At 48.3% G+C, this 20,685-nt stretch carries 22 protein-coding genes and 2 pseudogenes; 14 read left to right on the top strand and 10 right to left on the bottom strand.

Going from position 1 to position 20,685, the window contains the following annotated elements; translation table 11 throughout:
* The first annotated feature begins 926 nt into the window (after positions 1-926).
* Positions 927-1,496 (top strand): hypothetical protein, encoded by a 570-nt coding sequence (locus tag BRW63_RS23460; RefSeq protein ID WP_073074806.1) that lies wholly within the window; start codon positions 927-929, stop codon positions 1,494-1,496.
* Positions 1,493-1,882 (top strand): hypothetical protein, encoded by a 390-nt coding sequence (locus tag BRW63_RS23465; RefSeq protein WP_073074807.1) that lies wholly within the window; start codon positions 1,493-1,495, stop codon positions 1,880-1,882. The genes BRW63_RS23460 and BRW63_RS23465 overlap by 4 nt, the downstream gene beginning before the upstream one ends.
* A 119-nt stretch (positions 1,883-2,001) precedes the next feature.
* Here BRW63_RS23465 and BRW63_RS29165 read toward each other — a convergent pair whose 3' ends face one another.
* Together BRW63_RS29165 and ltrA are read right to left on the bottom strand one after the other, a co-directional pair.
* Positions 2,002-2,460 (bottom strand): group II intron maturase-specific domain-containing protein, encoded by a 459-nt coding sequence (locus tag BRW63_RS29165; RefSeq protein WP_223257488.1) that lies wholly within the window; start codon positions 2,458-2,460, stop codon positions 2,002-2,004.
* Positions 2,449-3,336, bottom strand: a pseudogene (ltrA, locus tag BRW63_RS29170) (group II intron reverse transcriptase/maturase); the annotation flags it as partial. The gene BRW63_RS29165 and the pseudogene ltrA, both read right to left, overlap by 12 nt.
* Positions 3,337-4,148: 812 nt before the next feature.
* On the opposite strand from ltrA, the gene BRW63_RS23475 reads away from it, so the two are divergent.
* From BRW63_RS23475 to BRW63_RS29180, 3 genes and pseudogenes are all read left to right on the top strand, one after another.
* Positions 4,149-4,871, top strand: a complete 723-nt coding sequence (locus BRW63_RS23475) for a hypothetical protein (RefSeq protein ID WP_073074808.1) — start codon at positions 4,149-4,151, stop codon at positions 4,869-4,871.
* 32 nt (positions 4,872-4,903) lie between these two features.
* A pseudogene (locus tag BRW63_RS29815) lies at positions 4,904-5,185 on the top strand (pentapeptide repeat-containing protein); the annotation flags it as partial.
* 129 nt (positions 5,186-5,314) lie between these two features.
* Entirely contained in the window at positions 5,315-5,725 is a 411-nt protein-coding gene (locus tag BRW63_RS29180) for a pentapeptide repeat-containing protein (RefSeq protein ID WP_223257487.1), read from the top strand.
* A gap of 102 nt (positions 5,726-5,827) precedes the next feature.
* Here the strand turns inward: BRW63_RS29180 and BRW63_RS28570 are convergent, their stop codons facing one another.
* Both BRW63_RS28570 and BRW63_RS23485 read right to left on the bottom strand, forming a co-directional pair.
* Positions 5,828-5,974, bottom strand: a complete 147-nt coding sequence (locus BRW63_RS28570) for a hypothetical protein (RefSeq protein WP_181314478.1) — start codon at positions 5,972-5,974, stop codon at positions 5,828-5,830.
* A 270-nt stretch (positions 5,975-6,244) separates the two neighbouring features.
* Entirely contained in the window at positions 6,245-6,583 is a 339-nt protein-coding gene (locus tag BRW63_RS23485) for a DUF2499 domain-containing protein (RefSeq protein ID WP_073074835.1), read from the bottom strand.
* A 106-nt stretch (positions 6,584-6,689) separates the two neighbouring features.
* Between BRW63_RS23485 and csaB the strand changes: the two genes are divergently transcribed.
* The 4 genes from csaB to BRW63_RS23505 all read left to right on the top strand — a co-directional run bounded on the left by csaB (position 6,690) and on the right by BRW63_RS23505 (position 12,540).
* Entirely contained in the window at positions 6,690-7,742 is a 1,053-nt protein-coding gene (gene csaB / locus BRW63_RS23490; protein ID WP_073074810.1) for a polysaccharide pyruvyl transferase CsaB, read from the top strand.
* A gap of 441 nt (positions 7,743-8,183) precedes the next feature.
* On the top strand, positions 8,184-9,791 hold the full coding sequence (locus BRW63_RS23495; RefSeq protein ID WP_073074811.1) for a hypothetical protein: 1,608 nt from the start codon (positions 8,184-8,186) through the stop codon (positions 9,789-9,791).
* A 150-nt stretch (positions 9,792-9,941) separates the two neighbouring features.
* Positions 9,942-10,565, top strand: coding sequence for a DUF938 domain-containing protein (locus BRW63_RS23500; RefSeq protein ID WP_073074812.1), 624 nt, complete (start codon positions 9,942-9,944; stop codon positions 10,563-10,565).
* Positions 10,566-10,983: 418 nt separating this feature from the next.
* Positions 10,984-12,540: a phytoene desaturase family protein gene (locus tag BRW63_RS23505; protein ID WP_073074813.1), complete on the top strand. Its 1,557-nt coding sequence runs from the start codon at positions 10,984-10,986 to the stop codon at positions 12,538-12,540.
* A gap of 34 nt (positions 12,541-12,574) precedes the next feature.
* On the opposite strand, the gene crtW is transcribed toward BRW63_RS23505, so the two are convergent.
* Positions 12,575-13,363 carry a beta-carotene ketolase CrtW gene (gene crtW, locus BRW63_RS23510; protein ID WP_083583207.1) on the bottom strand — a complete coding sequence of 263 codons (789 nt, stop codon included), beginning with the start codon at positions 13,361-13,363 and terminating at the stop codon, positions 12,575-12,577.
* Between the two features lie 627 nt (positions 13,364-13,990).
* On the opposite strand from crtW, the gene BRW63_RS23515 reads away from it, so the two are divergent.
* Positions 13,991-14,830 carry an SDR family NAD(P)-dependent oxidoreductase gene (locus BRW63_RS23515; RefSeq protein ID WP_073074814.1) on the top strand — a complete coding sequence of 280 codons (840 nt, stop codon included), beginning with the start codon at positions 13,991-13,993 and terminating at the stop codon, positions 14,828-14,830.
* 58 nt (positions 14,831-14,888) lie between these two features.
* On the opposite strand, the gene BRW63_RS23520 is transcribed toward BRW63_RS23515, so the two are convergent.
* On the bottom strand, positions 14,889-15,110 hold the full coding sequence (locus tag BRW63_RS23520) for a type II toxin-antitoxin system HicA family toxin (protein ID WP_073074815.1): 222 nt from the start codon (positions 15,108-15,110) through the stop codon (positions 14,889-14,891).
* A complete protein-coding gene (locus BRW63_RS23525; protein ID WP_073074816.1) occupies positions 15,107-15,334 on the bottom strand; it encodes a type II toxin-antitoxin system HicB family antitoxin in 228 nt (75 codons plus the stop codon). The genes BRW63_RS23520 and BRW63_RS23525 overlap by 4 nt, the downstream gene beginning before the upstream one ends.
* A 306-nt stretch (positions 15,335-15,640) precedes the next feature.
* On the opposite strand from BRW63_RS23525, the gene BRW63_RS23530 reads away from it, so the two are divergent.
* Positions 15,641-15,883, top strand: coding sequence for an antitoxin family protein (locus tag BRW63_RS23530; RefSeq protein ID WP_073074817.1), 243 nt, complete (start codon positions 15,641-15,643; stop codon positions 15,881-15,883).
* Here the strand turns inward: BRW63_RS23530 and BRW63_RS23535 are convergent.
* Positions 15,852-16,019 (bottom strand): S-adenosylmethionine:tRNA ribosyltransferase-isomerase, encoded by a 168-nt coding sequence (locus BRW63_RS23535; protein ID WP_219898704.1) that lies wholly within the window; start codon positions 16,017-16,019, stop codon positions 15,852-15,854. The two genes, BRW63_RS23530 and BRW63_RS23535, sit on opposite strands and share 32 nt — an antisense overlap.
* Before the next feature lie 165 nt (positions 16,020-16,184).
* Positions 16,185-16,601 carry a helix-turn-helix domain-containing protein gene (locus BRW63_RS23540; protein WP_073074818.1) on the bottom strand — a complete coding sequence of 139 codons (417 nt, stop codon included), beginning with the start codon at positions 16,599-16,601 and terminating at the stop codon, positions 16,185-16,187.
* 263 nt (positions 16,602-16,864) lie between these two features.
* On the opposite strand from BRW63_RS23540, the gene BRW63_RS23545 reads away from it, so the two are divergent.
* From BRW63_RS23545 to BRW63_RS23555, 3 genes are all read left to right on the top strand, one after another.
* The gene (locus BRW63_RS23545) at positions 16,865-17,563 is read left to right on the top strand and encodes a pirin family protein (protein WP_073074819.1); all 699 of its coding nucleotides are present in this window, start codon (positions 16,865-16,867) and stop codon (positions 17,561-17,563) included.
* 301 nt (positions 17,564-17,864) lie between these two features.
* On the top strand, positions 17,865-18,833 hold the full coding sequence (locus BRW63_RS23550; RefSeq protein WP_073074820.1) for a glutathione S-transferase family protein: 969 nt from the start codon (positions 17,865-17,867) through the stop codon (positions 18,831-18,833).
* A gap of 174 nt (positions 18,834-19,007) precedes the next feature.
* Positions 19,008-19,970, top strand: coding sequence for a glutathione S-transferase family protein (locus BRW63_RS23555; protein WP_073074821.1), 963 nt, complete (start codon positions 19,008-19,010; stop codon positions 19,968-19,970).
* Here the strand turns inward: BRW63_RS23555 and BRW63_RS23560 are convergent, their stop codons facing one another.
* A complete protein-coding gene (locus BRW63_RS23560) occupies positions 19,971-20,660 on the bottom strand; it encodes an ROK family protein (protein WP_244913267.1) in 690 nt (229 codons plus the stop codon).
* Positions 20,661-20,685: the final 25 nt, after the last annotated feature.

Below are 20,685 nucleotides of genomic sequence, written 5' to 3' on the forward strand. Positions count from 1 at the left end.
AATTTCAACGGTGATAGAGACGGCTCCTATTGACAAACACGACAAGCTAAAAAGCCTGATGAGTTGGAAGTTTCAATCCTTCAAAAAAGTCCAGCTCTTAGCCGATTAGAGTATAGTCGCTGTTAATATATCTAACTTCCAACCGGAGCTAGAATTAAAGGGTCGCTGGTTGACTCTCAGAGTTCCAACTTTTTACTTTGAGGGATCTGTCAATCAAATGCTTGCAGGCTATGCTGGTCGGCAAAAAGATACCGAGTTCAACAGGGTTGACATCAGCGGTCTGCGTGTGTCCTTTCAGAATGGTGGACTGACCGTGAATGGTAACTGGCAGATGCCATCGTGAGCGTATTGGGTGTATTGCTGGCAAATGCAAGCACACACCCTGGACATCTGTAAGTGGAACCTTCTCACAACCCTTTAGCGTGGCTTTAGTGGGCGACAGATTCAAAATCAGGGCTAATACTATCTCAATTCGCTCCGCCGATAAATGGTATCAACTTATCGTCGATTCTCTCATACCCCTTTTTGTTGATAGAGGAGCTATCAGTGCTGATATTAATACCCAACTTGCTACGATTAATAATGCAAGCCTGAGAGAGTGGATTATTCCAAAGGGCGCTGAGTTCATGTCCCAAAATCTTGGGATATCTTACACACAGGCAAAGTCGTTGATTGTTTCAATATTGGCTCAATGGAAGGGGTTATCAGTAACGGTTATGTCGCAGTCGCAGTACGTGTGAAATAGTCACGGTTGCTGCTTTGATTCCCGATTAGCTTTTTGGCAGAGCTACAGAGCTAATTAGGAATCGAAGCAGGCAATCATGGCAAAATTGTGGCGGGCAGCTTCGCTGTGCCGAAGGCAACGACTCAAACCGTAGTGATTGAAAGTAAAATTGAGCCTCTAGTTTCCATAGGACAACGCCGTTTTGAGCCAGATTCAAGTCTTAAACTTACAGAGCCTTGACCGAGGACTTCCCGCCATTACACCCGCTTTTGGGGCGGCGATCGCAGAAGCAGGTGCGATTTGTCTAACCGAGGAAGCTCATAAACCGGGAGCAGCACTCGAAGTCGAAGGAGAATTTTCTACCACATTCAAATTGGATTGGCAGCCAGTCACAGAACAAACACGGCGATGTTGGAATGACGAAGAATACACGACCGAGCAAGCTGCTTATGGAGTCGCATTTCTGTTAATTCTTCAATTAACAAATTTCACGGTCATTGAACGTTCTCGCAAAGGAACTGGATTTGACTACTGGTTAGGAAGTCAAGATTCAACCGCCACGCTGCCATTTCAGCGAATGGCACGTCTAGAAGTCTCTGGAATTCGTAAAGGTAATCGCAGTCAAATCAATGCCAGAGTCAAGCAGAAAACTGAACAAACTCGCGCATCTGATGCACAGGGATTGCCAGCGTATATCATTGTGGTAGAGTTCAGCCGCCCAATTTCCATCATGAGTGCGAAACATAACCCCGAAGGAACCCTACTCCAATGAGCCAGATTCAAGTGCTCCACCAACAAGCAATGGATTTAGCCGAAGCCGCAGCAGTCGCCCGTTTAAGAGGCGCTCCAGAACAGGCTGCACAATTAACGCGCCAAGCCTTTGAACAAGAAACGCAAGCCGTCGCCTTAATCGCTAGCACTCTTGATGCCGAACCCACTCGTTCTGTACTCTACCGCAGCGCAGCATCTCTCGCGATCGAATGCGGTGAATTACGAGCCGCAGAACGGCTGATCGCAAACGCATTATCTGGCAATCCGCCCCCAGAGATTGCCGAAGAACTCAAAGATTTATTCATCCAGATCAACTTGAGCCAATATCTGAAGCGTCAAGGAATCCACATGGATATTAACGAACTGCAAGGACTGGTAAATCAATAGTGCTCGTCTCCCCGTCTAATCGGGTCGAGGAGAGCATTTAACTCTCCCCTCCCACACCACCCATCATGCGGGTTCGCAATGGGCGGTTCATGAAGACGCGCAGACAAAACACTGATAACCTAAGCGTAACCCTGCACTCTCATCCAGAGTTGGCGAATCGATAACAATCCCTGTTGTTCTAACCACTCATTGGTCATTCCCGTTTGCGTTGCGAGTGTCTTTGACAAACGCCAGTAGCCTTTGCGACTGATGCCGGTCAAAATCGCATGACGCTTACTTGTCCCCAACCTGAGCAGGTTGGCAATGCGCGTTCTCGGTCTGCGCCACTGTTTCCAGTAGCACATGCGAATTCGTCGCCTTAACCACCCATCTAGCTCTTCTATTGGGGTGTAATGCTGAGAGATGCCGAAGTAGTTCATCCACCCTTGCACGTATCGGTTCAATCGCTCGAAGCGCTCTGCCATTGAGACTCCCCAACTGCGCGACGTGAAGCCCCGCAACCGATGCTTGAAGTCTTGCAGAGCTTGCTCAGAGACGAAGATGCGAATCCCTCGGAAGGTAAAACCGAGATAGTTCAACTCTTCAATCTTGACCACTCGGCTCTTTTCTCGATTGACGTTGAGCTTCAGCGCTTGGGTTAAGTAACGGCTAATCTTTACCATCACTCGTCGCCCTGCTCGTCTGCTTTTGACCAAGATTACGAGGTCATCGACATAGCGAACAAAACGATGCCCTCACGCTTCTAGCTCCTTGTCCAAGTCATCTAGAAGAATATTGGACAACAAAGGTGAAAGGGGAGACCCTTGTGGAGTCCCCCATGCAGTCGGTTCAACAGTACTTCCAACCAACACGCCTGCTCGCAGGTAACGACCGATTAACCCCAAAAGCACCTTGTCAGAAACTTTCCGAGCGACGCGGGACATCAAGACATCGTGATTGACCGTATCAAAGAATTTCTCTAAATCTAAGTCAACCGCAATGCGATGCCCTGCTTTGACCATCGTTTTCACCTGTTGGATCGCTCCATGAGCCGAACGGCGCGGTCGACTGCCATAGCTTGACTCAGAGAAGTCTGGGTCAAAGATTGGCGTAAGCACCTGCAAGATGGCTTGTTGGATCACTCGGTCAATGACACAAGGAACCCCCAACTTACGCTCTCCTTTGCCTCTCGGCTTCGGAATCGACACCCGTCGCACTGGGCGCGATTGGTAGCTGCCATCAAGCAGGGATTGGCGAATCTCTTGCCAATGTTCGCGGGCATGGGCAGGAAAGTCTTCTAAAGTCATCCCGTCACTGCCGGGAGCACCTTTGTTCGACTTCACCCGTTTCCAGGCTGTTTGAACATTGTTGCGCTCTAAGATTCGCGCCATCAAGTTGTCTAAGGCTGGCTCTCTGTCAGCACGCCAAACCGTATCTCCCCCGTCCGGGTTCATCGATAGGTCTGAGTTGTTCATCGCTCCTCCTTAGGTCGTTCATGTTCGTCCCTTCGTTCTCAAACGAACTACTATGGACTCGGCTGACTTCTGTACGATTAACCCTTGAAATTACTTCCAAAGGGGCTGTCTCATCAACTTTAGGGTTCTGTGGCTCCCTCGCCGTTTCCCGCGAGACCTCAATCAGACTCCCTTGGTTGACAGACCGCAGCCGTACAGATCTCCCCAGATAAGACCGTGATCTCTCCCGCCGCAACCGCGTCATTTACTGCACCCCTTGAACCAAGGGTTTCGTTGTGTTGTGCCAACTCACCCAGAGGTCTCAGCCTTCTATGACGTTTCTGTTCGTCGGCTCGTCGGTTTGCCGCTGGCTTCCTCCAGACCTTCCCTCGCGAGAACGCCCTTGCCTTAAGCTAGTGGTTATCGTCACTCGGAACTTTTGGGTTCATTTGGACGCTGGTTCCACCACAGGGGACTTTCACCCCATCAGATCACGCCCATGCTGGGCGTACACAATTCAAATGCACCGGACGGAAAAATTCGCTGGTGCTGAGTTTGAGTTTATCTGCCGCCGCTGATTTGAGCCGTTAGCTCTCACTATCACGCTGGACATGGTTTTTGAGATGTGGCGTAAGTTGGTGGGTGAATCATATTGGGATATATCGGATTGCCTCGGAGCTGGCGATCGTGAACGAAGAAATCAGGAAAATTGAGGCGATCTCACATCGCTACGGTCTGGAAATTCCTGCCTAACGAAAAAATGCCCTCTCAGAATCCCCTCGGAGGGCTTTGTTTTTTGATCGGTACTGGGAGGATAATTATGGAAAACAATTATGGAAAACAATGCCCCACAGCAGATTGCACATCAATCGACTCTTATTGAGCAACTGAAAAGACGTAGACCAGTACTGATAAAAATCCTTGTTGCTGGCAGCGTGTTTTTTGTGATGATCAGCCTTTATCGCGTGGACTGGTCAGAATTTGGGGGAAGTCAGGATCAAAACGTTTTGACTGTGCAAGAGGATATTACTCAGGGAGGTGAGACAACGCATAAGACAACGATAACTACCACCGACAAGCTGACCCCTGGGAAAAGTCTTTGGGACTGGATGACTTTGTTGCTTGCACCCGCAACGTTGGCAGGATTAGGGTTTTTATTTCAATCTAATCAGGAGAAAACTAAAGCAGAGAAGGCAGAAGCTGAACAAAATCGGGAGAAGGCACAGCAGGAAGCCGATCAAAAGCGGGAGACTGAACAACAGCATCATCAGGCTCTACAAGACTACCTAGCTGAGATCTCAGCGTTGCTGGTAGACAAAAAACTGAAGACCATGTTGCCTAAAAAAAATCATCATCAAGCACAAACTGAACACGCAAGTGATACAGCATCTGATACAGAACCAGCGCAATCTGAAACATCAATAATTCCATCTATTGATCCGCAAGCGGCATTACAGGTTGTCAAAGCAAGAACACTATCACTACTACGCCTGTTTGACGAGGATATGCCACGTAAATCAAGTGTTCTTCATTTCTGGGCGATACTGCACTTTTAACGGCGCTAGACTTAGATCTATCATCTTCTGATTTGGAAAAAGCCGATTTCCACAGGGCTAATCTCAGCGGTGCTAACCTCAGCCTTGTCCACCTCAGCCGTGCCGACCTCAGCGGTGCCGACCTCAGCAATGCCGACCTCTGGTTTGCTAATCTCAGCGGTGCTAACCTCACCGGTGCCGACCTCAGCAATGCCGACCTCAGCAATGCCGACCTCAGCGGTGCCGACCTCAGGGGTGCCCACCTCGGTGGTGCTAACCTCACCGATGCCGACCTCAGCAGTGCCGACCTCAGGGGTGCTAACCTCAGCAATGCCTACCTCCACGGTGCCGACCTCAGGGGTGCCGACCTCAGGGGTGCTAACCTCAGCAATGCCTACCTCCCCCGTGCCGCCGACCTCACCGATGTCTTACTCAGCGGTGCCTACTTCAGGAGTGCCGACCAAATGTTTGCCAAACTCAGGGGTGTCCAACTCAGCGGTGCCTACCGCGCGCATCCCCGCGCCGATGCCCAAATCAGCTCCATCCACCCCCGCGACCTCAGTGGTGCCGACCTCAGTGGTGCCGACCTCACCGATGCCGACCTCAGCGAGGTAATACTTTGGTGTGTCGATCTATCATCAGTCAAAGGACTAACCCCCAAACAGCTATTCCATTCATTCCTGTGCAATGTCCTCTTGCCTGACGATGTACTGGACCCGAATCGTCACTTCTTGTCTGAGGATATAAAACCGGACTCGAATCGTGACTGTGAAAAGTTGCCAGAACTATTAGTAGAGAGGTATCCCGAAGAATATGAAACTTTGGAAAAAGCAAAGGAGTTTGTAGACCGCTTAAAAAGTATAAAAATCAAATAGACAGCTCGTTACAGTCTTGAAGTCCCCGCATGATCTAAAACGACACATCCCGCTACGATGGACAGCCGATACCCAACCCGATCCCTAATACTCACCCGATATTTACCCAGCGTTGTCCAGACTGCGAACTGCCGCTCCTGGCAGCAACGGGGCGAGTGTGTCGGTGTGGTGATTGTGGGTGGGTGGATGAATCCGGGCAATGATCGTAGGGTGGGCATTGCTCACTACCAGCCAGCTAACAACGCCCATGCACACCGACCGCTGAGAGTCGTTCAGTTGTGATGCAAAGGTTATCTGCGGCGGGTGATGGGCAACGTTAGCGACACGTTTGTGCAATTGTTGCGATCGCGTAAAGTAGAGCTAATCCAAACAGCAGCGTAAGATTAGATGGGGTCGATCGCCGTCAAACAAACCGATTGCGGCGGTGCTGAACGAATGAACAATTGGGGTGACAATCCCCCCGTGGTTGCCCTCTTCGCGCAATGGGTAGGCACGGGGGCGCTACCCCTACGATCATCCTTAATCAGGATCGATCGTTTCTGGTTGCCCCGACTCGCGTGTCGGAATTTTGGACGATCGCCAAATCCACCAGCCCGCGATCGCTAATGTGAAATTTCCGACCAGTGTCATCGCAGCTTGCACCGTCACGACCCAACTCAGCGAGGCGGGATTGTCGAAGAAATGCCAGGTGCAGGCACACATCGCGCTCACTAACGCAGGCAACATTCCCAACGAGAGCGATCGCCACGCCAGATTTCCGCTCACCTCGGCATAGCGCCAAATCAGCCAAATTGCCGCGACCCATTCAATCACACTAGAAACATGAATCACCCAAGTGGGAATCGAGAGAGCGTGCATAAAAATCATTTGTCCAATGAACGTTGAATTTGCAGCGATCGCGGATCGCAAGCTCTAGTCTAAATTGACTTGCCGCTATAGAATTGGCTGCAACCTAAAATCTGAAATGAACAAGCTTCGAGCAGTGTTGTGTGGCTACTATGGCATGGGTAACGGCGGCGATGAGGCCCTGCTGGCTTCTTTGCTGCAAATGTTGCCCCCCCAAATAGAGCCGATCGTTTTGTCAGGCAATCCTCAGCAGACCCGCGATCGCTACAAGGTGACAAGCTGCGATCGTAAGTCCCTAACATCCGTTGTTCAAGCATTGCGTCAGTCGGATATTTTTATCTGGGGTGGCGGCAGCTTAATGCAGGATGCGACGAGTCCCTATAGCGCTTTTTATTATGGGGGCTTGATGAAACTTGCCCAAGTGATGGGGTTGAAGACGATCGCCTGGGCGCAAGGCATCGGGCCCTTGAATCGATCAGTGACTTGCTGGCTGACTCAACAAGCGCTTAAGAATTGTGTTGGGGTGAGTGTGCGCGATCGTGGCTCGGCGGCTTTATTGCATCAGTGGAGAATTCCGTCGGTGCTGGCTCCCGATCCCGTTTGGGCAATGGAGTCGGAAGCCGTACCGGGATTGTGGGATTTGCCTGCGCCCAGAGTTGCCGTGAATCTCCGATCGCATCCGCTTTTAACGCCCGATCGGTTGACTGTTCTGACTCGTGCCCTAATCGATTTCCAAAAAGCGACTCAGACCTGTTTATTGCTGTTGCCATTTCAGGCGAGTCAAGATTTGGCGATCGCTCAAACTATTCAGCCACAACTTCCAGGGTTTAGCAAAATTCTAATGTTAGAAAACCCGCAGGAACTAAAAGGGGTGTTTCGAGGCGTAGAGATGGCGATCGCGATGCGATTTCATGGGCTGATTATGGCGGCGGCTGAAGGGTGTCGGTGTTTTGCGTTGAGCTATGACCCCAAAGTCACCCACCTGATGGATGAGCTAGAGATACCCGGATGGGAACTGACCGATCTGCCGCCAGACTCGCACCAAATCAGTCAAACCTGGCTAGAGCTTTATGCCAATGGCGAAGCGCTTTCAACCGATCAAATTCATTCGCTGGTCGATCGGGCGTTGATGCATCAAGACGTGTTGCGAACAGCCTTGAGAAAGCTTTGAAAATACGCAAATTCGACGACTTCATTACAGCCCACCGCGCCCCTAAATCCCCCAAATTGGGGAACTTCAAGCCAAACTTTCCGGTTCAAAGTCCCCCAGAATGGGGGATTTAGGGGGCATAAGCCGCCCACAACGAAGTGAAAAAACTCGTCAATCTGACGTTAAAAATAGAATTTTTTTAGCTTCCAAGTTTAGGGAATCAATTTTATGTGGTAAAAAGTTGTTTTATAAGGTTGATTTGTTAGTAACATTCTCTAGAATCAATGTTTCTTCAAGCTCCGATCGCACGACAGAAATCTCAAATCGTTGGTTCAATTTTAAGCAACTGTCGGTATAACTAAGTCTAGAGAACTTAAACTTTGACTTGAGTTCTAAACGCTCCGTCAAAAAACGCCAAAACACGATCGTCAGGTTCCTTTCTTCTAGGGTAAATAAATCGCGATGAATGAAGCTGAAAATTCAAACAATAATCCCAGCTTGTTTGAGTCCATTCCCCAGTCTGCGTCTGAACCAGCCGAGCCAGACTCTCTTGCAGAAGAGTGGACAACGGTCGATTTCCCCAATGCGCTGCCCGTTGATGAAATTCCTCATGCGGAGCCTGTCACCTCTGACCCCGATAACTCACTGCAAATTCTGAGCGATCGCGTCTGCAAATTAGACCAGCAAAATCAAGAGCTTCGCCACCAAAAAGACGATCTAATTGGCGTGTTAGAAAAGCAAGACCAAGAATTTCACGCGCAGATTGCAAACTTAACGAAAGCGCTGCAACAAACTCGCAACATGCTGCGGCTAGAGCGACGAAACTGGGAGTCACAATCGCGGCAGATTAAACAGCGATCGTACGAGCAAACCGCTCACATCGCTCAACAGACTCAAGAATTGACCACCACTCAAGAACAGGTCGTGAAGCTGTTTCGAGAGTTAGAACAGGCTCAACAAACAGCCCAACGTCAGCAAATCTTGGTTGAAACGCTGACCCATCAGCTAGAAGCCAGTCAAGAACAAGTTGCTCTGCTAGAGCGCGACTGTGCCCACACTCAACAGCGATATAGTGACCAGACGCAACTCGTTCATCAAACCGAAAACGCTTGCAAAGACCTGCGATCGCGGCTTCTGCGTCAACAGCGCTACACCATGCAGTTTAAAGCAGCTTTAGAGAAGTGTCTGGAGGTTCCTGCTAAAGCTGATAGTTTAGATGACTTGCTGCTAGAGACGGGTACAGGTGTCATCAGGCAGGATGTGATCAACTATGCCTCTGATTTGTTAGCGCCTAAAGCTCAACCCGTTCAGCCCTGGTCAGCGCAACCCGAATTTTCAGAACTCGACCCTCTGCCAGACCCGCATTCATACATTCCGTCTCCTTGGGATGAAGATCCTGAGCTTGAGGAGTCTGAAGATCTGATCTTCCCAAGCCAAGATTTTGACAGCACTTCTACAGAAGCGATCGTCGATGAGCCATTTGAGACTTCTGTAATCGTCCCTTCCAAAGTCGATCCGCCAATGGTGAGCTACACGATTCAACGATCGCAGGAGTCATCAGACGCGTCTCTACCCGAAATTCAGCTATTTACACCCGACGAGATGTCTGCGATCGCAGAAGAGACTTCAGCAGAGAACGAATGGGCGATCGTAGACCCAACCTCGCTTGAGATCGAATCAGATTTAGAACAAAAATTTGACACCGCTCTGCAAGCCCTTGGCGATCCGGTTGAGTCGTTCGCCTGTGAGCTTGAAGACTCGCTGCGAGATGATCAAGAGATTCTGAACGAGATTCATGCGATCGAGGAGTTTGCCGATCCAGCGCCAGAGCTTGACTTATTTGAGCCTGAAGCGATCGATCCGACACCCAACTCAGTGCAACCTTCATCGCCCTTTATCACCTTGCGATCAAGAACAGCCAATGATCTTGATTTGCAGAATGTGCCAGAGGATGAGGTGCCTCTTTTAACAAACGGGCCTTCTCCGATCGTCTATCCGCTGCGATCGTCTAGAAAGCTGAAGTCTTTGGCTGCCGTTGACTTACCCTCTTTCCCACGTCCAGGCAAATAGTCGAAACGGCCCTGGCGCAGGCACATTCACCCGTCGCTGCCCTCGATTCCCATACCGATGTTTTGCCTTCATAGGAGTAGTCAGAACGCCTCTAGGTTTAGCCTAAATTCGTTCTCGCTACTCCTTGACATTAGCCCTAATGTGATCTTAATGAACGAGCCGCCCGACGATCGCCAGTTCGCCCCCGCGACTCAACGCAATCGAGAGCCGATTCTTGACGTGCTTTTGCAAGTGTTGCCGCCGACAGGCACCGTGTTAGAAATTTCCAGCGGCACCGGAGAGCATGCGGTTTTTTTTGCGCCTCGACTCGCGCCTCGTCGGTGGTTGCCGTCTGACCCTAACCCGATCGCACGAGACAGCATCGCAGCCTGGCGAAACCACTGCCCCGCCGAAAATTTAGACGCCGCGATCGCCCTAGATGCTCGTGATCCCATTTGGACGATCGTGCCCGATCAGCAAAACTCGATTACGGCGATCGTCAATATCAACATGATTCATATTGCCCCCTGGACAGCTTGTTTGGGGTTGATGAGCGGAGCCAGAAGACTGCTTCCGGTGGGTGGAGTTTTGTATCTGTATGGCCCGTTTAAGCAGAATGGCAGACACACGGCACCCAGCAATGCGGCGTTTGATCAGAGTTTGCAGGCACAGAACCCAGAATGGGGAATTCGAGATCTTGATGCGGTGATCGCGATCGCTCAGGCGCAAAATTTGGCGCTCTTAAAAACCTATGAAATGCCAGCCAATAATCTTTCGGTGGTTTTGCGACGATGAAGATTGCAATTTGATGCGATGTTGCAAAACATATTTAAATATTGCGAAAGATTACCGATTGAAAACTTCCTCACAACTTCCTCATATTTCAATTCTATCGTCAAGGATAACGAAACGGTTACACAAGCTGGATCGCTAATAACAACCGTTCGTTAATAAGTTGGAAATTTAAAAACGATGACTACATGCCCTTGTTGTTCTAATTCAATGCTGCGACACGTTCGACACGGATCGCTGTATTGGTTTTGCCGTACTTGCTGGTCAGAAATGCCAGATATTAATCATTCTGTGGGTCGATCTATTCACTCTGCGGCTTTACTAAATTTGAAAGCTCCAACCTATAGCTAAACAGTGATTAGGCGATCGCTTCTTTCTCATCTGCTTCTCTTCTGAATCTACAAATGTTTGGAGGCTTGCGATGAAAAGTTTTGACTATGTGATTTTAGGTGCAGGACTCGGCGGACTCTCTGCCGCCGCCTGTTTATCTCGTCAGGGATATCGAGTTGCTGTGCTCGAAAAACACTATTTGCCGGGCGGCTGTTGTCATACATTTGACTATGGTGACTATCGCTTTTGTGCTGATGTGCACTACATTTCGCAGTGCAACGCCAATGGAACGATCGGGCGATTCCTAAAGTATATCGATCGCGAAGTGTCCTTTAATTCCCTCGATCCTGACTGCATCGATCGAGTGATTACGCCAGAAGCAGACTTCAAAATTCCGTTAGGGTGGGAAACATTTCGCGATCGGTTGATCTCGACGTTTCCAGAAGACGCGCAGCCGATTCGTCGCTATTGTGATGAGATCAAGCACTTGCATCAAGAAATGCACGACCTGGTGCGAGATGTGCGTTGGTATGATCAAAAATGGTCAGATTGGTTCAAGCTGCCAAAATATTGGAACCTGTTTGTCAAACGCGGTTGGACGCTGCAAGATCTTTACGATCGAGTTGGACTGTCGCCCAAAGTTCAGGCTGTGTTGGCGGGTCAAAGTGGTGACTATGCCCTGCCGCCTAACGAGATTGCATTGATGACTCATACCTCACTGGTGTGGGACTATTCTGAGGGGGCTTACTATCCCAAACATCACTTTAAGCACTTTGTTGATACGATCGTCGATGCCATTACTGACAATGGCGGCATTGTTCAGTTATCAACGCCTGTTGAGCATATCGAGGTCAGCGATGGTAAGATTCAAAGTGTCACGTCGGACAATCAAATTTATCTTGCAAGCAAGGCTTATATTAGTGATTTAGATCCCAAATTGACTGTTCAGTTGATGCACGGTTCTCAATCGTTAAGCGAATTGGAACAGCATCGTCTAACCCATTACGAATATTCAGCGAGTGCATTCAATATTTATTTGGGTTTAGATCAGCGTTTCGATCCCAAAAGCTATGGAATCGGAAACTGGAATATCTGGTACTATCCAACCGGAGATCTCAATCAAGAATATCAGCAACAGCTACGCGATAACTTAGACCACCCGTGGGTTTTTATATCTTGCCCAACCACCAAATCTGATCAGCCAGGAATGGCTCCAGAAGGGCACCACGTCTTAGAAATTGCCACCGTGTGTTCTTATAAATCCTTTAAGCAATTGCATGAGTCTGATCCTAAAGCTTACAAAGCTAAAAAGCGGCAGATCTATCAGAACGTTATGACTAGTGTGCGAGATTTGATTCCTGATGTCGATCGCTACACTCGCATGAAGGTTTATGGCACACCCACCACCAGCGAATATTATCTGGGACAACCTCAAGGAAACATTTATGGTGCCAAGCTGGTGCCCTCTCAAGTCGGACTCAATCGCTTGGGCTATATGACTGAGTTGCCCAACCTGTTTTTTGTGGGGGCAAGTGCAGGATATCCCAGCGTTCCGGGCGTGATCGGCAACGGCATGGATGTGGCTGAACTGGTGACAGGTCAGTCAGTTTGGGATCGAGCTAAATCTCCTGAGTTAGTGAAGGTTTAACTTATCCGTAAACACTGCAAAAGGTTGCTTGACGCTAGTCCGCATTTAGTTTGCGCTGATGAAGCTCAGGCAACCTCCACCAAGGCACGTTTGGCTGCTCGTGGTGCTCTTCGTGATAGCCAAAGTGATAACAGGTGACAAATGACCAAAACACAGACCAATTGCTGCTCTGGGCACGATTTTCATTGACATAGCCACCTTCAGGTTCGCGGTGAGGTAGGTAAGTGCCAAAGAAAAACAGTTGCAGAGAACTAGCGATCGCAGGTGCAACCCAAAACCAGTTTAAATTCACTTCTGGCACCTTTAGAACAAGGCTAATGATGTTGTAAATTGCCATCAACCCAAACAAACGCACCCAACTCCAGTAGCGAAACATGAAGTAGCCATACCAAGCGAAAAAGTTTTTAAACTTGCCATTGTGAAAGTCTGGATCAACTTCACTTGCAGGCTGTTGATGATGTAACCAATGAGTTCTCATCATCTTTTTATAATCAAACAGCGCATACACAAGCAACGCAAACGATCCAATCCTTTGATTGAGTTTTGGATTGCTAGGAGCAATTGCTCCGTGCATGGCATCGTGTGCAGTGATAAAAAGTCCAGTGTATAAGAATGTTTGCCAAATGGTTGCCGCGATTCGCCACCCGATCGCAAGCTGAGAGATATCGATCAACAACAAGACAATTAAGCTGATAGCCCAAGTTCCGATAATGCCAAAAGCAACCAAAACTCCTCGATTGCGGGATAAGATTCCTTCACCTCGTTTGACAGTGGTGTTAGAGATGTGCGCTGATGGCGCAAAAGTTTGGCTAAATTGAGTCACGCAGTTACTCCACAAAACGGCAAACGGATATGAGCAAGATTCAGTAACTCTGATCTTGAAACCTTTACAAATTTTAACAAACGCTTCGTTACTATACACCTCTCTAGAGGCTTATAGCTATCGCTTGAAAATCATCGATAGTTTTCGTGTAATCATTCAGTTACGATTTCTTTAAACTCACTTGTTCTTTTACAGCTTTCATACTAGGGAGTTCATTGTTCCTCGCTATCCATCTCTAGAACTAATCTATTTGCGATTCTAAAGACTGATGTTTTAGTGAGTTTGACAAATAGACTCCTTCAAAATGAACATTTAGGTGAGACTTAGATCTTGCACCTCTCGCAACAACCGCCCAGAACTGAAGTTCCTGGCTGATCGCTCAAACCCATTGAAATGGGTTGAAACCTCTTCTCAGTCCTCTTCAGAGGACTTTGGCGATCAGCCCGAATTTTAATTCAGGGTGGGTGATTGGGAAATCGTTGAGACTGGTGCAAGATCTGAGGAGAGCTACTTTTCAACACCTTTGCCAAGTCGGCGAAGTATGCCGCGAATATCCAACAAAAGTCAGACGACTTTCAAACTCGATCGCGCACACTAAAAGACAGTCCCTCTCAAACGGCAAAACTGATGGCTCCCACCGTTTTGATCACAGGTGCCTCTCAAGGCATCGGCAGAGCAACCGCGCTTTTGTTTGCTCGTAATGGTTACAATCTTGTCCTAGCCGCGCGTCAACCCGATCGTCTAGAAGCTTTTGTCCAAGAACTTAAAAGCCTCAGCTATTCAGCGATCGCCATTCCTACAGACGTTAGAGATCCGCAACAGGTCAAAAATTTAGTGCAGCAAGGATTGGCAGAATATGGCTCGATCGAGGTGCTGATCAACAACGCCGGAATTTATGCGTCTGGCCCGGTCGATAGCTTCTCATTAGAAGATTGGCATCAAACGATCGACACCAATCTCTGGGGTTATATTCACACCATTCATGAATTGTTGCCACATTTTATCGAGCGAAAGAGTGGCACGATCGTTAACCTCAGTTCGATTGGCGGCAAAGTTCCTGTGCCTTATTTGGTGGCTTACAATACTAGCAAATATGCCGTTACTGGCTTGACCCAATCGCTGCAATCAGAGCTTGCGCCCAAAGGAATTAGCGTGTGTGGCATCTATCCCAATCTGATTAGAAGTGATTTGATGGAGCGGGCAATTTTTAGAGGCAAAACTGAGGACGATGTAGCGGCGCGTCGTCAACAGCTTGAGCAAGTTCTCAGCGTGCCAGTAGTTGAAAAGCCCGATGATGTTGCCAAAGCAATTTGGGATGCTGTAAAACACAAACGCGCTGAGACGATCGTCGGCTCTGCCAATTTATCGATCGCTTCTAATCGGCTGTTTCCCGATCTGATGCAGTGGGTATTTAGACGCACCTTCAAGAACAAAGATCAGGATTATGGCACCTCGATCGAGGGATGATGTGTGGAGTTTTTGAGTAGCGATCGGTTTTAGAACGCTGTATCTTAAAGTGTCCATATCATAGCAAGTCAGCGAACTCGTCAACGGTCAAGCCTATTTGCCGAACGCTCGCACGCAAAGTCCCTCGGTCTAGCTCTTTGTGATCTGGTATCGAGACAGTTGCTCTAGGTTCTTCACGAACTAAAATGATGTGGCTTCCACGCTGTTGATCGACGACAAAGCCTATTTGCTCAAGTGTTCTAACACATTCTGCGCCTGAGATAACAGGCAGCTTTCTCATACCAGCACAACCTCGACCTGATCGTCTGGAATAGACTCACCCCGATCGTGCAGAACCTCAATATAGAGAGTAATTGCTTCTTCAATATTCGCTAGAGCTTCGTCGCGAGTTTTTCCCTGACTGATACAACCTGGCAAACTTGGTACTTCAACAACAAAATAGCCGTCTTCGCCAGGGTATAGCAGCACTTTACGTTTGGAATTAGCCTGCTTTACCACAGTCATTGCTTAATATCTATTGGGTCATCTTGTTCAAATAATAACACTCTGTTCAACAAGTGTTTGGAGCGATCGCCTGTTGCTAGGAAAAGAACTCGTGTCTTGTTAGATGGTTGCTCAAGCTTTTGCAGGCTTCAAAACCAGCTACCAAAAAAGAACGACGCAGTAAACAACTGTACAATCTCTAGCGCAGAAAGATAGCCATCCGAGAGAGCCGCGATCGCATTAGCAACAGTTTTAAGACGGTCAGTGGGTGCCGAGTGAATCGGCTATGTTTGAGAATGAAACCCCTTTCCACGTTAGAGTTCCCCAATGTCTTATGCACTGAAGGCGATTTATCGTAACGGAGCATTTATCCTACAAACAGCTTGCGACTTGCCCGAAGGATCGGAGGTTGAATTATTGATTCAAGCACCTCAAATTATCTCTCCGCCCATTTCCGATGCGGAGACGAAGAAGCAGTTTCTAGAGTTGTTGGTCGATCGGATGCAACAAAACCCAATCCCACAAAATGCGCCTCGCTTTACACGAGATGGATTGCATGAACGCTGTTGATACGAATGAGATTCAAATCGCCAAACTCATGCCAGAGATAGCGCCGATCGACGGCATCCGTGTATGTTTGTTGCACGATCGCAGCAGGCAAAAATGCAGTCAGCAAATCGAGATGACTCGCTTCGGGTTCATGCAATCTGCGTAGAGAAATTATCGTTACTTCAGTTTAATTTTGAGGCGTAGTTTCAGAACGCCAATCTGGAGCAGCCCAACGACCAAGCTCACCGGGCGCAGATAACCGCACCATCATTAAATTCACACCGGTCTCATCAATGAAAACCAAGTCTTCTGGACAGATGTCTCAAATCTCTTCCCGATACTCCCGTCGCAACAACTGAACTCGGTCTGTTTCAGCTTGACTGGCCTGCAACGGTTTTTTTCGAGTCAAATTCAACTGTTGTAAGGTACGGCAAAGCGTACTTGGACTGACCCGAATCTTAACTTGTTGTTCGAGTTGAACACACAATTCTTCTAGCGTTGCCTCATTATCTTGTTCCACCAACTGCTGAACCCGGTCGAGATGATTCGCCAACTTGCTGTCAAATCCACCGGTATGAGGCTTTGGCTCAATCGTCTCTTCTGTTTGATGCTGTTTGAGCAACAGTCGCACAAAATTAGGACTGACCTTGAACCGTTTGGCTAATTCCCGCTGCGATCCTTCTTGTTGTTCATAGGCATCCACAACTTTCTGACGCAGGTCTAGAGAGTAAGCTTTCATCTAGCAATCATTAAGGGTATTGATAGATCAAGGTCATATTGATTTGATTTGTGATGACAGATTCGCAGTAGGGGCATGACACGTCGTGCCCTCTCGCGATCGTTCAAGCCGTCGCAATTATTGTTGAAATCGGTATGAGCTTACCGCGATCGCAGATTGTTTGCATGTAAACAATCGATGTGTTATCTTAGATTCATAAAGTACGAGTTAGAACATTCTTCACTCAAACAAGTTTTTCTACGAGGGGTTGCTCAGAGGAAATTATGATTACGATTCGTAAGGCGAACGATCGCGGACACGCCAATCATGGCTGGCTAGACTCTTATCACACCTTTTCCTTCGCTGACTACTATGACCCCAAGTTTATGGGCTTTCGCAGTTTGCGAGTGATCAACGAAGATCAGATTGCAGCAAAGCGCGGGTTTGGCACCCATTCTCACCGAGATATGGAGATCATTACCTATGTGTTAGAAGGTGCGTTAGAGCATCAGGACAGCCTGGGCAATCGATCGGTGATGCGTCCAGGAGAGGTGCAGCGCATGACGGCGGGAACTGGGGTGAGTCACAGCGAATATAATCACTTCGATCGAGAAGCCACTCATCTGCTGCAAATCTGGATTTTGCCTGAGACGCAAGGGTTAAAGCCTGGATACGAACAAAAGGCATATTCAGACGCAGAAAAGCGCGGAAAGCTTTGCCTGATTGCGTCTCAAGATGGTCGCGATGGCTCGGTTAAAGTGCATCAAGATCTCAACCTTTACGCCACGGTGTTAGGTGAAGGTGAGCAGGTGAATTTCTCAGTTAAGGACGATCGTCAGATCTGGGTTCAGGTTGCGCGTGGCTCTGTGATGCTCAACGGTCAACTTTTAGCGCCAGGTGACGCAGCCGCCGTTAGTCAAGAAACCTTACTCGATCTAACAGGTAAAGAACTCGCCGAAGTTCTGGTATTTGACCTTGTTTAGGATCGTGAATTAAATCAATACCCAAATCTGCGTCCGGGCATGGCACGGCAGTGCCCCTTGCCTCTGCAAAGAACCAATATTATTCAATCCACGATCCTTAGGATTCTGGATTAAATAATGGGGGACAGCCGTCTCGGCTGTTTAAGTCAGGCAAGATGCCTGACCCACAAAGTTTTCGGAGTTATTTAATTCACGATCCTTAAACAAAAACTATGAGTTTTGAGTGATGAGTTTTACATCAAGAACGCATACACTCAAAACTCACAAATTCAAACCTTAAAATTCTTTCAAGGAGATCACAATGGCACTGGGAATGATGGTCGAAGGCAAATGGACAACCGATTGGACAGAGCGAGACGAAAAAGGTCAGTTTAATCGAATGCCGACTCACTTTCGCGATCGCGTCACCGCCGACGGGTCAAGCGGCTTTAAAGCTGAAGCAGGACGCTATCACCTCTATATCTCGCTGGCGTGCCCTTGGGCGCACCGAACCCTAATTATGCGCCAACTTAAGGGACTAGATGAGGCGATCGGGCTGTCGATCGTCGATGCCGTTCTCAGCGACAAAGGCTGGATATTTTCGGAAGCACCGGGGGCGATTCCTGACTCGGTAAATCACGCTGAATATCTGCAAGAGATTTATCTCAAAGCCGATCCAAAATATACCGGGCGAATTACCGTTCCGGTGCTGTGGGATAAAGAAAAACAGACGATCGTCAATAATGAGTCTCGCGAAATTATTCGGATGTTTGATGTCGAGTTTGACGCGATCGCTCAGTCAGAGCTTGATCTCTATCCAGCAGATTTGCGCGAAACGATTGATCAGACGATCGATGCAATTTATATGCCGATTAATAACGGTGTCTACCGATCGGGGTTCGCTACCACTCAAGCAGCGTATGAGGAAGCCGTTACAGACCTGTTTGAAAATCTCGATCGCTGGGAATCTGTTTTGAGTTCACAGCGCTATCTCTGTGGTGATCAACTCACCGAAGCTGATATTTGTCTGTTTACAACACTATTGCGATTCGACTCGGTTTATCACGGTCACTTCAAATGCAATCTCAAACGCATTGTTGACTATCCCAATCTCTGGAATTATCTCAAAGATTTATACCAGCATCCACCCATTAAAGAAACCTGCAATCTCGATCATATCAAGCGACACTATTATATGAGTCAGACACAGATCAACCCTAATCGCATTGTGCCCAAAGGCCCAATCATTAACTTTGAAGAGAAGCACGATCGCGATGGCTTTGCCGCATAGATCTTTTATAGCAATCCTATTTCAGTTGTGAGAGTGGGACAAGTTTCCAGCCTATACGGGCAAGATGCCCATCCCACAATTTACTTAGGATTGCTATATGAGTTTTGAATAACAGACGCTTAAGCCCAAAATTTAGAACGTGTAACTTATTATTCAAAACTCTTGGAGGTCAAAATGGCAGCAGGAATGATGGTGGATGGTAAGTGGGCAACTGAACGGACTGAGCACGATCGCAGCGGCAAGTTTAAGTCAATCCCGACTACGTTTCGCGATCGCGTCACCGCCGATGGTTCGAGTGGCTTTAAGGCAGAGGCGGGGCGCTATCACCTCTATATTTGTTTGGGGTGTCCTTGGGCGCATCGGACGCTGATTATGCGAAGTCTGAAAGGATTGCAAGAAGCGATCGGGCTGTCGATCGTCGATCCCATAATGAGCGACAAAGGTTGGGCGTTTTCTGAGGAACCGGGCGCAATTCCTGACGCGGTGAACCACGCTGAATATCTGCAAGAAATCTATCTCAAAGCCGACCCAAAATTCACCGGGCGAATTACCGTTCCGGTGCTGTGGGACAAAGAGAAAGGCACGATCGTTAACAATGAGTCTCGCGAAATCATTCGGATGTTTGATGTAGAGTTTGACAGTCTTGCTAAATCCCAGACAGACTTTTACCCACAGGAATTGCGGACAAAGATTGACGAGACGATCGATGCGATTTATGTGCCGATTAACGCTGGCGTGTATGGAGCCGGATTCGCCACCACTCAAGCAGCGTATGAGGAAGCGGTTACCGAACTGTTTGAGAACCTCGATCGCTGGGAATCTGTTTTAAGTTCACAGCGCTATCTCTGTAGTAATCAACTCACCGAAGCGGAGGTTTGTCTGTTTGTAACACTACTCCGATTTGACTCCGTGTATTATGGGCATTTCAAATGCAATCTTCGTCGGATTGTAGATTACCCCAACCTCTGGAACTATCTGAAAGATGTTTATCAATATCCAGGCATTCAAGAAACCTGCAATTTAGATCACATCAAACGCGGGTATCACATGAGTATGATAGAGATTAACCCCAATCGAATTGTGCCCAAAGGCCCGATCATCAACTTTGACGAAAAGCACGATCGCAATCGATTTTAACTAATCTCGCCAGAGTACAATTCCGCCTAACAACCCCGATATATTGGGAACAATTTTGACATTGGGCGGCAACTCGATCGTGATTTTGTTGGTGTTGCCGCCCCCGATATAGAGCCGATCGTAGTTGAAGAGTTTTCTCAGAGACTCGATCGATTGTCCTAATCGTCGGCTCCACTTTTTTTGACCGACGCGGTCTAAAGCGGCTCGTCCTAATTGCTGCTCATAGGTTTCCTTATTGCGAAACTCGTGGTGTCCCATTTCTAAATTGGGCACAAGTTTGCCGTTGAGAAATAAGGCAGACCCAAAGCCCGTGCCCAGCGTGATCACCAGCTCAACGCCGTGCCCTGCAATCGCGCCCATACCTTGCATATCAGCATCGTTTACCACCCGGACAGGCTTTTTTAAGCGATCGCTTAACGCCTTTGCCAGATCAAACCCAACCCAATCGGGGTCAAGATTGACTGCCGTTTCGGTGACTCCTGCCCGCACCACACCCGGAAACCCTGCCGAAACGCGATCGAACTCGCCTTGCTGATTTGCCAGAGACACGATCGCGTTAACGACGAGATCAGGCTTTGCAGGTTGAGGCGTTTCGGTGCGAGAACGTTCGGTCTGAGGCTGCCCTGATTCATCTAGCACCAGGGTTTTAATCCCACTTCCGCCAATGTCGATCGCTAGCGTTCTCACCACCGTTTTCACCCTCTGTCGTTTGTTC

Origin of the sequence: Phormidesmis priestleyi ULC007 (genome assembly GCF_001895925.1) — a bacterium.
GTDB classification, from domain to species: Bacteria; Cyanobacteriota; Cyanobacteriia; order Leptolyngbyales; family Leptolyngbyaceae; genus Phormidesmis_A; species Phormidesmis_A priestleyi_A.

Excerpts from the sequence above, each read along its gene's own strand:
- BRW63_RS29180 (WP_223257487.1), top strand. The coding sequence starts at position 5,315 with ATGTTTGCCAAACTCAGGGGTGTCCAACTCAGCGGTGCCTACCGCGCG.
- BRW63_RS23530 (WP_073074817.1), top strand. The coding sequence starts at position 15,641 with ATGTCTTATGCACTGAAGGCGATTTATCGTAACGGAGCATTTATCCTA.
- BRW63_RS23520 (WP_073074815.1), bottom strand. The coding sequence starts at position 15,110 with ATGAGAAAGCTGCCTGTTATCTCAGGCGCAGAATGTGTTAGAACACTT.
- BRW63_RS23545 (WP_073074819.1), top strand. The coding sequence starts at position 16,865 with ATGATTACGATTCGTAAGGCGAACGATCGCGGACACGCCAATCATGGC.
- BRW63_RS23525 (WP_073074816.1), bottom strand. The coding sequence starts at position 15,334 with ATGACTGTGGTAAAGCAGGCTAATTCCAAACGTAAAGTGCTGCTATAC.
- BRW63_RS23485 (WP_073074835.1), bottom strand. The coding sequence starts at position 6,583 with ATGCACGCTCTCTCGATTCCCACTTGGGTGATTCATGTTTCTAGTGTG.
- BRW63_RS23465 (WP_073074807.1), top strand. The coding sequence starts at position 1,493 with ATGAGCCAGATTCAAGTGCTCCACCAACAAGCAATGGATTTAGCCGAA.
- BRW63_RS23515 (WP_073074814.1), top strand. The coding sequence starts at position 13,991 with ATGGCTCCCACCGTTTTGATCACAGGTGCCTCTCAAGGCATCGGCAGA.
- BRW63_RS23540 (WP_073074818.1), bottom strand. The coding sequence starts at position 16,601 with ATGAAAGCTTACTCTCTAGACCTGCGTCAGAAAGTTGTGGATGCCTAT.
- BRW63_RS23475 (WP_073074808.1), top strand. The coding sequence starts at position 4,149 with ATGGAAAACAATGCCCCACAGCAGATTGCACATCAATCGACTCTTATT.
- BRW63_RS28570 (WP_181314478.1), bottom strand. The coding sequence starts at position 5,974 with ATGGGCGTTGTTAGCTGGCTGGTAGTGAGCAATGCCCACCCTACGATC.
- csaB (WP_073074810.1), top strand. The coding sequence starts at position 6,690 with ATGAACAAGCTTCGAGCAGTGTTGTGTGGCTACTATGGCATGGGTAAC.
- BRW63_RS23550 (WP_073074820.1), top strand. The coding sequence starts at position 17,865 with ATGGCACTGGGAATGATGGTCGAAGGCAAATGGACAACCGATTGGACA.
- BRW63_RS23495 (WP_073074811.1), top strand. The coding sequence starts at position 8,184 with ATGAATGAAGCTGAAAATTCAAACAATAATCCCAGCTTGTTTGAGTCC.
- BRW63_RS23555 (WP_073074821.1), top strand. The coding sequence starts at position 19,008 with ATGGCAGCAGGAATGATGGTGGATGGTAAGTGGGCAACTGAACGGACT.
- BRW63_RS23505 (WP_073074813.1), top strand. The coding sequence starts at position 10,984 with ATGAAAAGTTTTGACTATGTGATTTTAGGTGCAGGACTCGGCGGACTC.
- BRW63_RS23500 (WP_073074812.1), top strand. The coding sequence starts at position 9,942 with ATGAACGAGCCGCCCGACGATCGCCAGTTCGCCCCCGCGACTCAACGC.